Source organism: Deltaproteobacteria bacterium HGW-Deltaproteobacteria-4 (assembly GCA_002841765.1).
GTDB lineage: Bacteria > Desulfobacterota > Desulfuromonadia > Desulfuromonadales > UBA2197 > UBA2197.
The window spans coordinates 82,858-95,773 of the sequence record PHAV01000010.1; the positions used below are offsets into that span (position 1 = coordinate 82,858).

At 53.8% G+C, this 12,916-nt stretch carries 11 protein-coding genes and 2 tRNA genes; 4 read left to right on the top strand and 9 right to left on the bottom strand.

Going from position 1 to position 12,916, the window contains the following annotated elements; genetic code table 11:
- The first annotated feature begins 37 nt into the window (after positions 1 to 37).
- The 3 genes from CVU69_08530 to CVU69_08540 all read left to right on the top strand — a co-directional run bounded on the left by CVU69_08530 (position 38) and on the right by CVU69_08540 (position 2,954).
- Complete coding sequence (locus tag CVU69_08530; protein PKN12228.1) at positions 38 to 1,357, top strand: peptidase; 1,320 nt, start codon at positions 38 to 40, stop codon at positions 1,355 to 1,357.
- A 127-nt stretch (positions 1,358 to 1,484) separates the two neighbouring features.
- Positions 1,485 to 1,805, top strand: coding sequence for a hypothetical protein (locus CVU69_08535; protein ID PKN12229.1), 321 nt, complete (start codon positions 1,485 to 1,487; stop codon positions 1,803 to 1,805).
- A gap of 162 nt (positions 1,806 to 1,967) precedes the next feature.
- Positions 1,968 to 2,954, top strand: coding sequence for a peptidase (locus tag CVU69_08540; GenBank protein ID PKN12230.1), 987 nt, complete (start codon positions 1,968 to 1,970; stop codon positions 2,952 to 2,954).
- 126 nt (positions 2,955 to 3,080) lie between these two features.
- Here CVU69_08540 and CVU69_08545 read toward each other — a convergent pair.
- From CVU69_08545 to CVU69_08555, 3 genes are all read right to left on the bottom strand, one after another.
- Positions 3,081 to 3,155: transfer RNA gene (locus CVU69_08545), tRNA-Glu, on the bottom strand.
- A gap of 34 nt (positions 3,156 to 3,189) precedes the next feature.
- Positions 3,190 to 3,263, bottom strand: a tRNA-Gln gene (locus tag CVU69_08550).
- A gap of 69 nt (positions 3,264 to 3,332) precedes the next feature.
- Complete coding sequence (locus CVU69_08555; GenBank protein PKN12231.1) at positions 3,333 to 4,844, bottom strand: DUF2867 domain-containing protein; 1,512 nt, start codon at positions 4,842 to 4,844, stop codon at positions 3,333 to 3,335.
- A gap of 135 nt (positions 4,845 to 4,979) precedes the next feature.
- On the opposite strand from CVU69_08555, the gene CVU69_08560 reads away from it, so the two are divergent.
- The gene (locus tag CVU69_08560) at positions 4,980 to 5,192 is read left to right on the top strand and encodes a ferredoxin (GenBank protein ID PKN12232.1); all 213 of its coding nucleotides are present in this window, start codon (positions 4,980 to 4,982) and stop codon (positions 5,190 to 5,192) included.
- A gap of 7 nt (positions 5,193 to 5,199) precedes the next feature.
- On the opposite strand, the gene CVU69_08565 is transcribed toward CVU69_08560, so the two are convergent.
- The 6 genes from CVU69_08565 to trpB all read right to left on the bottom strand — a co-directional run bounded on the left by CVU69_08565 (position 5,200) and on the right by trpB (position 12,898).
- A complete protein-coding gene (locus CVU69_08565; protein ID PKN12233.1) occupies positions 5,200 to 7,233 on the bottom strand; it encodes a hypothetical protein in 2,034 nt (677 codons plus the stop codon).
- Complete coding sequence (locus CVU69_08570) at positions 7,230 to 8,504, bottom strand: bifunctional folylpolyglutamate synthase/dihydrofolate synthase (GenBank protein ID PKN12234.1); 1,275 nt, start codon at positions 8,502 to 8,504, stop codon at positions 7,230 to 7,232. Before CVU69_08570 ends, CVU69_08565 begins: the two co-directional genes overlap by 4 nt.
- 4 nt (positions 8,505 to 8,508) lie before the next feature.
- The gene (locus tag CVU69_08575; protein ID PKN12235.1) at positions 8,509 to 9,357 is read right to left on the bottom strand and encodes an acetyl-CoA carboxylase carboxyl transferase subunit beta; all 849 of its coding nucleotides are present in this window, start codon (positions 9,355 to 9,357) and stop codon (positions 8,509 to 8,511) included.
- Between the two features lie 97 nt (positions 9,358 to 9,454).
- Positions 9,455 to 10,267, bottom strand: a complete 813-nt coding sequence (locus CVU69_08580; GenBank protein ID PKN12236.1) for a tryptophan synthase subunit alpha — start codon at positions 10,265 to 10,267, stop codon at positions 9,455 to 9,457.
- Positions 10,268 to 10,321: 54 nt separating this feature from the next.
- On the bottom strand, positions 10,322 to 11,611 hold the full coding sequence (locus tag CVU69_08585) for an RNA helicase (GenBank protein ID PKN12237.1): 1,290 nt from the start codon (positions 11,609 to 11,611) through the stop codon (positions 10,322 to 10,324).
- 93 nt (positions 11,612 to 11,704) lie between these two features.
- Positions 11,705 to 12,898 carry a tryptophan synthase subunit beta gene (trpB, locus tag CVU69_08590; protein ID PKN12238.1) on the bottom strand — a complete coding sequence of 398 codons (1,194 nt, stop codon included), beginning with the start codon at positions 12,896 to 12,898 and terminating at the stop codon, positions 11,705 to 11,707.
- Positions 12,899 to 12,916: the final 18 nt, after the last annotated feature.

Genomic DNA, 12,916 nt, shown 5'->3' on the forward strand with positions numbered 1-12,916 from the left:
TACTACGATACATCATTGAAAGGATCTTATTTGACCCATGTGCCGAATCATTGAACTGATACCCTTATCCAAAACGCTTCGTTTTACAACTCTTTTTGTCCTTATCCTGTCTCTACAGGGATGTATTGCCATGAAAAGAGCTCCTGACGAATACTCGATTGCTCCAAAATATTTGGAGGAAGATGTCATACGAAACGAGTTTTCTGTTGCAAAAGGAGATGACGTCATTGGCCGGTTGGCATTCATCCGTCTTGAAAAGAGCGATACGCTACCAGATATTGCAAGGCACTTCAGCCTGGGACTCAATGAAGTCAGTGCAGCGAATCCCGGGGTAGATACATGGGTACCTGAGGCCGGAGAACGCATCATGTTGCCGCTGAGTTTTATCCTGCCGGACGCTCCGAGAAATGGAATCGTCATCAACCTGGCAGCGATGCGGCTGTTTCAATTCAAAGGGAATAGCGAGCCATTGACGGTGTTGACCTACCCGGTCGGTGTCGGCAAAGAAGACCGTCCCTCGCCCAGAGGTCTCATGCATGTGGAACGCAAGGCAAGCCGACCGACTTGGCATGTCCCTGCCTCAATTGCCAGGGATCATCGGGAAAAAGGGGATCCTCTGCCCGCCAAAGTATTGCCGGGGCCTCTAAATCCCTTGGGAGAATACGCCCTTTATTTAAGTGAACCGAGTTATTTGATCCATGGCACCAATAAACCGGCCAGCGTTGGTCTTATGGCAACAAATGGCTGTATGCGTCTCTATCCGGAAGACGTGAAAAGACTTTTTGAAAACACTCCGGTTAAAACAGCGGTCAACATCGTTAATCAACCCTATCTCCTGGGTCAAAGCAATGGCATGGTTTACATGGAAGTTCATGCATCCACAGAAGACTTGGACGCTGCTGAGTTTGATAAGCTCTATGCAAAATTGAAGAATATCGAAAAGAAATCAGGGCGCACGCTTGACTGGGGTAAAATTAAAAAAATATTGGCTGAGGCGCGCGGGATACCAGTCCCCATCTTTGCGACCAGGCAAGGAATGGGAATAGGGATTGCGGAACCGGTAGAAGTCAAGCACCCAGAGGTATTATATGGCAAGCCCAAAATACCGGAACTGAAAAAAGATGCGTGGTCGGTTTTGGCTGCTGACCTGCGTGACAAGAACGATGCGGTACGGCTTACCGCCATTATCAACCACCAGGGCCCACAAATCCCGGCACGGGTGATTGCAAAGAACTCCAGCTACCAAGTCGTCGCCGGTCCGTACAGCGATATCAAAGAGGCCAAAGATGCAATCAAACGCTTGAAAATTGATTTGGAAATAGAGGGCAGATTGATTGAACCAGTCAAGAAGGGATAGCCGGAAGAGAGGAGGTGAAAAGCGATGCATGGAGAAGGTCGCTGTTTAAAATAAAAAAAGAAGATGGCTGACGAGATTTTCCGTGAATCATTGAAGAAGTAAGACCATTTCGAGGAGGTAATAAACGATGAAAAACCTTTTAGTGTTCACAGTGATGCTTGTTCTTGCCCTCTCTTTTGGGGGTTGCGCAACAACAGGCGACCTTGAAAAAGTTCAGGCGCAGCAAATGATGACTGGTGCAAAAGCTGATCAGGCAGTGCAGGATGCGCAGGCTGCCAAGGCGGCAGCTGATGCGGCCACGTTAAAGGCAGAGGCTGCCGCAATCCGGGCAGAAAATGCTGTAATGATGGCAGAGGAAAGGGCGAGGATCGCAGATGAAAAGGCGAGGATCGCAGACGAAAAGGCCAAGCAGGCTGACGAGATTTTCCAGAAATCAATGATGAAGTAAGTCGATTTTATAGGGAGTCGTAATCTTTGTCCGTTAGAGCTATGGAGAGAAAGTGGCAGGGTTTTGATACTCTGCCACCTTCTTATGCTTTTACCTGGCAAAACTGACTGGAACATTCAACCCTTTAATCTGTCAAAACCATACTAACGAAACGAAGTGGATATGGGTAAAACGCAACGCAGGGTGGTTAAGCGTCTAAACTTTTTCTTTGTCTGCATTATCATGGCTCCAATGCTGCTATGCGGATGCAGTCTCTTTCATGAGGGACATCGGGCCAAGTCGACCTTTGTAGAGGCGAATGTTTTTTTCGGCCAGGGGGACTACGAGGCCTCTCTGACTAAATATCAGCAGATTATTGAAAAGTATCCCACGGTGGCAGACAGGGTTCTTTTCGAGATGGGTATTATTTATGCCTATGCCGGGAATGCGCAAAAAGATTACCAAAAATCTCTGGAATGTTTTCAGCAACTCATAAATGATCACCCGCAAAGCGGTTACAGGAAAGACAGTGAGATGATGATATTTAATATCAATAATATCATTGTCAAGGATCAGACAATTGCTACGCAACAGGCACAGATTGAGGCACTCCGGCTAGAGGTCCAAAACAGGAGAGGTGAGCTCATTGCCTTGCAAAAAAAGCTTGAAGCGCTTGAACAAGAGCTTAACAGCAAAGAGAATGCAATTATTACCCTGAAAAATGAGGTTTTTGTCCTTAAAAATGGACCGGCAGACAAGATTTTGATAGAAAAAAAAGATCGACGATTGACGTTGATCGCAAAGGGCAAGGTGCTTAAGACCTACCAAATAGCTTTGGGGGGAAACCCGATTGGTCCAAAAGAAAGGCAAGGGGATAACAAGACCCCGGAGGGAACCTACGTTATCGATTCAAGAAATAGAGACAGCCGTTATTACCTGTCTCTTCATATCTCCTATCCGAACGAGAAAGACAAAAAAAGAGCAAAGCAACTTGGTGTTTCTCCGGGTGGAGACATTATGATCCACGGCATTAAGAATGGATTCTCGTGGGTTGGTGATCTTCACACAGGGGTTGACTGGACGAAGGGGTGCATTGCCGTTACGGACGAAGAAATAGAAGAAATTGACAGATTGGTGCCAAATGGCACGATCGTTGAGATCAGGCCCTGAAGTCATGATGGGGAGCCGTTGATTCGCTGACTAATTTCCTGCCGCCGTATAAAAAGAAAGGGCCTCTGATTTCTCAGGGGCCCTTTCTTTTATTTATCCGATATCAGATCGTCTCGGATGTTTAACTGGTGATCCCTGCGGGAATCGAACCCGCGTTACCGACGTGAAAGGCCGATGTCCTGACCGCTAGACGAAGGGACCACTATCTTTTCATGCGACGATGTCGCTCTAATCCTGGCTGGGGAGCTAGGATTCGAACCTAGGATACCGGTGTCAGAGACCGGTGCCTTACCGCTTGGCGACACCCCAAAATTTGAGAAGCGATATTTAACAAATGGCGGTATTCAAGTCAAGAAAAAAACTGGCTGATTGGCGATTTTAATTTTCTTGTGACACTCTTTGCGGTTCTTGTCGAATCCGACCGCCACTGGCCGCGGCAATACCTTTCAGCATGCCGTTAAAGACAATATGATGCGCAGGGAGGACAGAGTACCAGTAAAGAATGCCGGCTAAGCCCCGAGGACGAAAACGGGCGGTCTGCTGTAACCGGAAAATGCCGTCACTGACCTTGGTAATGGTGAATTCCAGGGTCGCAACGCCGGGGACCTTCATCTCCGCGATAAGGAGAAGGCGACTTTCTTTCTCTAGTTGTGTGACCCGCCAGAAGTCGATGGTATCACCAAGGCGCAAGTCGAGAGGGCAGCGCCGGCCGCGCTGGAGACCGACACCACCGACAATCCGGTCGGCTAATCCTCTGATCTGCCATAAAAAATTAGCAAAATACCAACCCTGGCTGCCGCCGAGGGAGGTGATGGCCCGCCAGAGTTGCAGGCTTTGGGCTTCGACTTCAATTGTGCGTGCATCGACATAGCACGTCCCCCCTGCCCACTGCGGATCACTCCCATCCCGCCATTCCGCCGGCGGCATGGCGCCGCTTTCTCTCCACGAGCTGAGGACTTGTCCCATACGAATCTCTTCGAGAGCTTGATGGATCGCTTCCCGGCAGTCGAGAAGATGCTGGGGAATGATCGACCGGATCCGGGTGTCGTGACAGATCACCGGATTACGCAGGCCTTCAACCAGAGGGCGGGCGAGGGCGGCAGGGAGGGGCGTGACCAGATTGATCCAGTAGGAACTGAGGCGTGGGGTCAAGACCGGAACGGGGATGACAATGCGTCGCGGCAGCTGTGCTTCTTCGGCGTAGACTTCCATGAGTTTACGGTAGGAGATGACCTCCTCCTGACCGATATCGTAGACCTCACCGGTGGTCCGTTTTTCTGACAAGACGCCAACAAGATAGTGAAGGACATTAATGATGCTGATCGGTTGACAGGGTGTATCGATCCAGCGAGGGGTGACCATGACCGGCAAGCGGTCGACAAGGTAGCGGAGAATTTCGAAGGAGGCACTCCCCGAACCAAGGATGACGCCGGCACGCAGGATCGTGGCGGGAACCTTGCCCTGCTGAAAGATCCGGGCAACTTCGGCACGGGAACGGAGATGTTCACTGAGTTGGTCCGTGTCCTCACCGAGACCGGTGAGATAGATGATCCTCTCAACTTTGCTCTGCGCTGCCGCGGCTATGAAGTTTTCTGCAGCTTTGCGGTCCACGGCAGCAAAATCCTTGACCGCCGCATTCATCGAGTGAACAAGATAGAAAGCACACTGGCAGCCACTCAGCGCTGTCTGCAAGGACTCCGGTGCAAGGACGTCGCCTTGTACGATTTGCAGGCGGGGATGTTGCCCCCAGGATTGACTGGCAATTTTGGCAGGTGTTCGCGCCAAAGTGCGGACGCGAAAGCCGGCGTCAAGGAGCCGGGGGACAAGGCGGGCTCCGACGTAGCCGCTGGCACCGGCAATCAGGATGGGGCGGTGCTGATCATCGGTCATATTGCGTGCCTTTCGGGAATCAGAGCAGCCGATTTACCTTCTTTGACAACAATTGTGCCTGGTTATCGCAGATGACAAGGAGTGGCAACCCTGATAGAATGCCACCCAGAAATCCTCCACTCGAAAGGAATCATTATGTCCCGTTCTCCGGTTGTCGATCAAGAGGCCTGTATCGGTTGTGAAACCTGCACCCTTGTCTGTCCAGAAGTCTTTCGCATGCAGGAAGAAGAGCACAACAATGGCCACAGTCATGGCAAGGCGATGGTTTATAACCCCGCTGGTGCCCCTGAGCCGAAGATCGAAGCTGCCATGGATCAGTGTCCCGCCGCTTGTATCTACTGGGAGTAAGGAGCGCCTAAAGCATGCTTTGCTCCATGAGCCCGGCCAGGGTGAAGTTGACGAGAAATTGCTCATCATCAGGCCGCTCGCGATAGGTAAAGATGACGCCCCAGCATTGGCCGCGATATTCGAGGTTGGCGCGATGTTCGAGAAACTCTTTGCCGTCAACAGAATAGCGGGCTTCATAAGCAAAGCTGGTCTGGTCAGTTAAAGGCATTTTTAAACGACCGGACAGGTAGTTGGCGCCGTCCCCGTCCTCGTCCTTGTCCCGATAGTAATAATCGATGCTCAGTTCGTCGCGCCGACGATCTTTGAGCTGTATGCCGCTCATGACGGAGTTCCAGCGGTGTTCTCCTGCCTCAAGACCATAATTGGCGTCAGAGCGCAAGGTGAGCCACTCTGCGACATTCAGCGACACTTCACTGCGTAACGGGAGAATGGTCTCCGGGGCAGTGGAATCGGCGCTTAAGGCATAGCCGCTTGAAAGACGCAGCCAGAGGCGTTCGACCCGGAGAGAGTTCCCCTCGGCGTCACTCGTTCTCGTCGTCAGGCGGTTGGTCAAAGCGAGTGTGACGCGATCGGTCGGCAAGAAGGAATTTTCAGGGATCAATTCGCTAAAGTCCGCTTGCCTTCCATTGGCAATATGAAGATAGCTGATTTCCGGTTCAATGTCATGGCGGAGGCTACGATTTCCCTCTGCACTGATGAAGGTTCGTTGTAAACGGGTTCCGAGTCTGGCGCTGAGATCGTGAAAGCCGACATCCCCTGCATCATTGGGAGTTTTTGACAGCATAGAGCGATAACCGGCTTCAAGGTCGAGGCTGATACCAGTGACAGGGGTGAGAGCCAGGCGGGCGGCAGGGCGCAGTAACAGTGTCTCGCCAATCGTCGTTTGACCTTGTTGCAGATGAACTCCCTGAACATCGAGACGTAAATACAGGGGGGTTGTCGCAATTCGTTGCGGCAGGATGGCGAGATGAACTGCCGGCAGGCGTGACAGCGGGTAAGCATCAGTCGACGTTGAAAGATCGCTGATATACTCCCCCTGCACCGAGAGATCCGTCTTGTTCCAGGCGCGGGAGAGATAAAGATAGGATTCAACCAGTTCACGATTGTAATCCTTGGCCTCGACGGCAAAATCTTGCAGATAGCTGCGATCACTTACATATTCCAGATTCGTCCGCAGGAAAATTTCCCCCGGCAGAACGCCGCTATGCTGCCATCGTCCAGCGTAAACATCTTTTCTCCCCTCAATGCCAGTCACGTGATACAAAAAAGTTTCGCCACGGTTGACTTCCCCGAAGATATAACGGTACTCCAGTCCCTTGCCGAGGCCGGCGCGTGAATAGCTGTCGAGCAGGAGGGTCGCATCCATATTGCGACCCAAAACTTGATAATAGGACAGATAGGTCTCAAATCCGCGTACGCGAGACATACCGAGGTGGGGAATGAGCAGTCCCGACTCCCGTTCGGTTTTCACAGGATAAAAGAAGTAAGGGATATAAAAAACCGGGATGTCACGAAGATAGAAGACCATATTCCTGGCGCGAGCATAACCCCCCACCTCAACGTCGACAGTGCTGGCACCAAATTTCCAGGCAGGGGGAGTGGCGGTGCAGGCGGTAAAATTTCCGGATGTCACTCTATAGTTATTGGCATCAAGGCGTTCGATGCTTTCTCCGGAGAGATTAAAGCCTTCCTCGCTGAGGTGGGCTTTAGCATGACTGAGACGGGCCTGTCCGCTGGTGAAGTTTAACAAAAGATCGTCACCGACGAGGGTCCCGCTCTTTTCCATCAGCGTAACCTTCCCCTTTGCACCGGCTTCGTTCTTGCGTTTGTCAAACCAGATGCTGTCGGCATGCAGGGTGAGATTCTCCTGCCGCAACGTCGCCGCACCGATGGCGTCAAAACGCTCATCGTTGTAACTGCCGCGCATTTCATCGGCTTCAAGACGAATCGGCTGATTGAGTTGAATGGACATCAACGATTCAGCGTGTGCCTCCGAAATCACCAGGATGAGAAGAAAGAGGAATTGCAGGCAATATTTCAAGATCTCTCCTCTTCTCTGCTCAACAGCTCACGCACGGCTCCGACCAGAAAAAGTGAACCGGCGACGAGGATAATATCCTTCGGCTGGCAGGCGACGCGGGCGGCCTGTAAGCCCTCTGCAACACTGGCAAAGACTTGTGCCGGGACGTTGGACATTCGGGCGACTGTGGCCAGTTTCTCTGGCTCTGTGGCTTTAACCTCCGGAGGGGCGACAGCATAAAGTCTCGTCGTCAGCGGCAGTATGGCGGTGAGGATCTCGTGGAAATTCTTGTCATTCTTTACCCCGACCAGCCAGTGCAGGGCAGGGGCGTTCAAACTCGCAAGGTAGGCAGTCAGTACGGTTGCTCCGGCGGGATTATGAGCGCCATCCAGAAGAATCTGACGCTTTCCCCCCCACCATTCGAGGCGGCCTGGCCAGTAAACCTGCCTTAGTCCCTGACGAATCGCGGCCTCGTCGATGTTAAGCCCTTGCTGACGCAGGCGGAATGCCGCCGTAATCGCCAGGGCTGCATTGTGGGGCTGGTGGTGTCCCGGGAGTCCGGACTCCAGAGCCTGTAGGTGATGATCATCATTGTCTTGATAGTCAAACCCTCCGGAATTATTCACTGTCACGAAGAAGTCACGTCCGGCACAAAGCAGCGGAGTGTGACAAGTTGCAGCTTTCCGGTGGACGATGGCAAAAACTTCTTCTTCCTGTTCACTGCAGATCACCGGCACGCCATCCTTGATGATTCCGGCTTTTTCTCCGGCAATCGCCGTCAGGGTCAGGCCGAGATGCTCCTGATGGTCGAGGCTGATCGGTGTGATCAGGCTCAGGTTGGCGGTGACGGCATTGGTGGCATCGAGGCGTCCCCCCAGCCCGGTCTCAAGGATGGCGATCTCGACTTTGTGCTCTGCAAAGGCACAAAGAGCCATGACCGTGGTGAATTCAAAGAAAGTAACAGGAATCTCTGCACTTAAGGTGCGGAGCCGATTGGTCAGCGCTGCTATCTCGGCTTCACTGATTGCTTTTCCGTTGATGCGGATACGCTCGCAAAAAGATTGCAGATGGGGAGATGTGTAGAGACCGACCCGATATCCTGCTGCCTCGAGGATGGCAGCGAGGAATGCGGCGGTCGATCCTTTACCGTTAGTTCCGGCAACGTGGACACAAAGGAAGTGTTGCTGCGGCATCCCCGCACGCTCTAAAAGTGTGCGGGTAATCTCAAGGCCGAGTTTGATTCCGAAGCGTTGCAGGCCGTAAAGGAATTCCAGGCTCTCCCGGAAATCCACGCGCTTAGCTCTTGGTAAAGATGTGCAGGATTTGGGCGAGGCGATCTTTCATCTCGGCGCGCGGCACGATCATGTCGACCATGCCGTGTTCTAGGAGATATTCCGAGCGCTGAAACCCTTCCGGGAGGGTCTGACGGATCGTCTGTTCGATAACGCGAGGGCCGGCAAAGCCGATCAAGGCCCGAGGTTCGGCAATGTTAACATCGCCGAGCATGGCAAAGCTGGCGGTGACACCACCGGTCGTCGGATCGGTGAGGATTGAGATAAAGGGGATACCGGCGGCCTTGAGTTTGGCCAGAGCGGCACTAGTCTTCGCCATCTGCATCAGAGAGAAGATACTCTCTTGCATGCGAGCGCCGCCGGAAGCGGAGAAGATCAGGACCGGGCGGCGTTCAGCGAGCCCTTTTTCGATGGCACGGGTAATTTTTTCACCGACAACCGAGCCCATGCTGCCGCCGAGAAAGGAGAAGTCGAAGACGGCAAGTGCGACGCCGAGGCCATGAATATCCCCGGTACCACAGATCACGGCATCGGCAGGGCCACATTTAGCGACGGCGGCCTTGATGCGATCTGCGTAGTTTTTACTGTCCTTGAAGTTGAGAACGTCGACCGAAGCGACAGTTGGATCCATTTCGACAAACGTCCCGTCATCAATGATCAGCTCAATGCGTTCACGGGCGGAGATACGGAAATGATACTCGCACTTGGGACAGACATTGAGGTTCCGTTCAATCTCTTTGGTGTAAATGATCTCGTTACAGTTTTTGCATTTGGTCCAAACCCCTTCCGGGATCTGTTTCTTGCGCTCTTCAATCGGCGTCAACGGCGCCTTTTCTTTACTGAACCAGCCCATATGCCTCCAGGGTGTGTCGGGGTTTCCCAACACAGGTCGATATTGCAGTTGCTGTTGTCCAGGGGGAGTGATTGACATCCTCGCCCGCGAAGAAACTTTAACGTGTTTTTCTGCTGTTATCCAGTCCGGCGCGGATCGCTGTTATAAAGTTTTTGACTTCGTCAAGCAGGGCCGGGCTTTGCCGATGCTGGTGGATAATCTTGACCAAGGCACTGCCGATGACGACTCCATCAGCAAAAGCGCCGACGGCGGCGGCATCTTCTGCTGTACTGATACCAAAGCCGACCGCTACCGGTACCGGTGACACGGCCTGAAGATTTTCGACCTCGCCGCGAATTGCGGATGTATCGATGCGAGCTGTTCCAGTCACTCCGGTCATAGAGACGTAGTAGAGATAACCCTGCGCTGCTGCGGCCAGCTGGTCGCGACGTTCCTGCGGCGTCGTCGGCGCAATCAGGGTAATCAGCGGCAGATTAAGGGGGTCAGTGCAACAACGCAGTTCCTGAGCTTCCTCGGGAGGGAGGTCGACAAGCAGAAGCCCATCGACGCCGGCGGCTACGGCATCGGCGGCAAAACGCTTTGTGCCATAGGCAAGTAGCGGATTGTAGTAGCCCATGAGAATGATCGGGGTCGCATTGCTTGCGCGTACTTTGCGCACGAGGTCCAGAACCCGGCTCAAGGTCACTCCTGCCAGCAGTGCCCGTTCGGAAGCCGCTTGGATGACCGGTCCGTCCGCCATCGGATCGGAAAAGGGGATCCCGAGTTCGATGACATCGGCACCGGCGGCAGTCAAGGTGTGAATGATGGCTTCCGTCCTGTCCAGATCAGGATCACCAGCGGTGATGAAAGGGACAAGGGCTGGAGTGCCGCGCTCTTTGGCGCCTTGAAAGGCACGGTTAAGACGATTCATAGTGACAGTGACCTTCGAAAAGATGCGAAGTTTATCCTAGAGCCGCTATCGGGTTCAAGGTTTTTTTCCCCGCGGCCGGTTCCGTCCCGGGGCGCTGCTGTTATTGCCGGGACGGGGCGGGCGCCCCTTGTCTCTGCCGGCTCCGGCGCCAACGCCGGGACGCAACGGGCTGCGTCGCTGCACCTTAGGTTTGTGATAATCCCAGCGGAAATCGCTCTCTTCCGGTATGGAGCTGGGGATCTTCTGGCCGATATACTCTTCAATTTCCGGGAGATGAAAGACCAGATCTTCGTCGGCAAAGCTGATCGCTATGCCGGCGGCGCCGGCACGAGCGGTACGGCCGATGCGGTGGACGTAATCCTCGGCATCCTGGGGCAGGTCATAATTAAAGACGTGGGTGACGGCGTCGATATGCAGTCCGCGCGAAGCAACATCGGTGGCGACCAGGAAGGTGAGTTTACCGTCCTTAAATTCACTGAGGATGCGCATCCTTTTGTTCTGCGGAATATCGCCGGAGATGACGGCGGCATTGTAGCTGTTGGCACAAAAACAGTCGGTGAGGTATTCCGCTTCCCGTTTGGTGTTGACGAAGACCATGGCGCGGGTGATCGTCGGATCCTTGCTGATCAGGCCGAGGAGGAGGGGGAACTTTTCGCGGCGACTGACGTGGTACAGGACCTGCTCGACTCGTTCGGCGGTGACCTGTTCCGGCTCGATGCGGATCTTTTCCGGCAGATCCATGAATTCCCAGGCAAGTTCCATAACCCGCGGCGAGAGGGTGGCGGAGAAGAGCATGGTCTGGCGATTTTCCAAGGTCGGAAGTTTGCGGAGAAGATAACGCAGATCCTTGATGAACCCGAGATCGAACATGCGGTCAGCTTCATCGATGACGACCATCTCGACACTGTCAAAGGAAAAGACCTTCTGCTTGGCATAATCGATCAGACGACCGGGGGTGGCAACAATAACGTCAACCCCATCCTTTAGCGCCTGGCGCTGTTTATCGTAATCCATGCCGCCATAGATTGCCTGCACTTTGAATGGGCAGCCGCTACCGAGAGTTTTAGCGTCAGCAACGATTTGAACCACGAGTTCGCGGGTCGGGGCGAGGATCAGGGCGCGCGGGTTGCAGCCGGTCTTTTTGGGGTGACGGAGGAAACGGGTAAAGAGGGCGATTAAAAAAGCCGCAGTCTTGCCGGTGCCGGTCTGCGCCTGGGCCGCGACGTCCTTTCCATCAAGGGCAAAGGGGATAGATTCTTCCTGGACAGGGGTGAGCTCGGTAAACCCGGCAGCTTCGACTCCGATCAGGACTTCGGGCGGCAGGTTCAGTTCGGTGAATTTCATGAAAGCCTTTCTTGTATAACTACAACATCGTGCGCTGTAGAAGCGGGCTCCAGCCCGCGAATTTAAAGATTGAATGCAAGCTGGAGCTCGCTTTTAGAGTTCTACGCCCATTGCATCGGCGACAGTATGAATATCCTTGTCGCCGCGGCCGGAGAGACAGACGACGATAATAGCATCTTTCGCAAGAGTTGGCGCGATCTTCATGACATAGGCAATGGCGTGGGCACTTTCCAGCGCTGGGATAATCCCTTCGCAGCCGGTCAAGGCCTTGAAGCCGTCCAGAGCCTCGTCATCAGTGATGGATACATATTGAGCGCGACCGATTTCGTGCAGGAGAGCATGTTCGGGGCCGACGCCAGGGTAATCGAGGCCGGCGGAGATCGAATGGGCATGGGCAATCTGGCCGTCATCATCCTGCAGTAGGAATGTCTTGTTGCCATGCAGGACCCCGACTTTGCCGGCACTGATACTCGCGGCATGCTTGCCGCTTTCAATGCCGTGGCCGGAAGCTTCGACCCCGACCAGTTGTACGCTGCGATCATTGACAAAGGGATAAAAGAGCCCCATGGCGTTGGAGCCGCCGCCGATGCAGGCGATGGCCATATCCGGCAGACGTCCCTCCAGGGCGAGGATCTGTTCCTTGGTCTCGCTGCCGATCACCGCCTGAAAATCACGGACCATTTCGGGATAAGGATGGGGGCCGGCGACCGTGCCGATGACGTAGAAAGTGTCGCGCACGTTGGTGACCCAGTAACGCAGGGCATCGTTCATGGCGTCTTTAAGGGTGGCGGTACCGCTGGTAACACCGTGCACCCGCGCCCCCAGAAGTTTCATGCGAAAGACGTTGAGGGACTGGCGGCGAATATCCTCGGTCCCCATGAAAACGTCGCATTCCATGCCGAAGAGTGCGGCGACTGTCGCCGTGGCAACGCCGTGCTGGCCGGCACCGGTTTCGGCGATCACCTTCTTCTTCCCCATCCGTTTGGCGAGGAGGGCCTGTCCGACGGTGTTGTTGATTTTGTGGGCGCCGGTATGGTTGAGATCTTCGCGCTTGAGGTAGATTTTGGCCCCACCCAACTGCTCGGTCAACCGTCGCGCAAAGTACAAAGGACTGGGGCGACCGACATAGTGTTGAAGATAGTAGTTAATCTCCTGCTGAAAGGCCGGATCCGCCTGCGCCAGTCGATATGCTTCTTCGAGTTCGAGGAGGGCGGGCATCAATGTCTCGGCAACATAACGACCGCCAAACTGGCCGAAGTGTCCTTTAATGTCGGGGTAGGTGTACATGTAAGGATCCTTAATGTT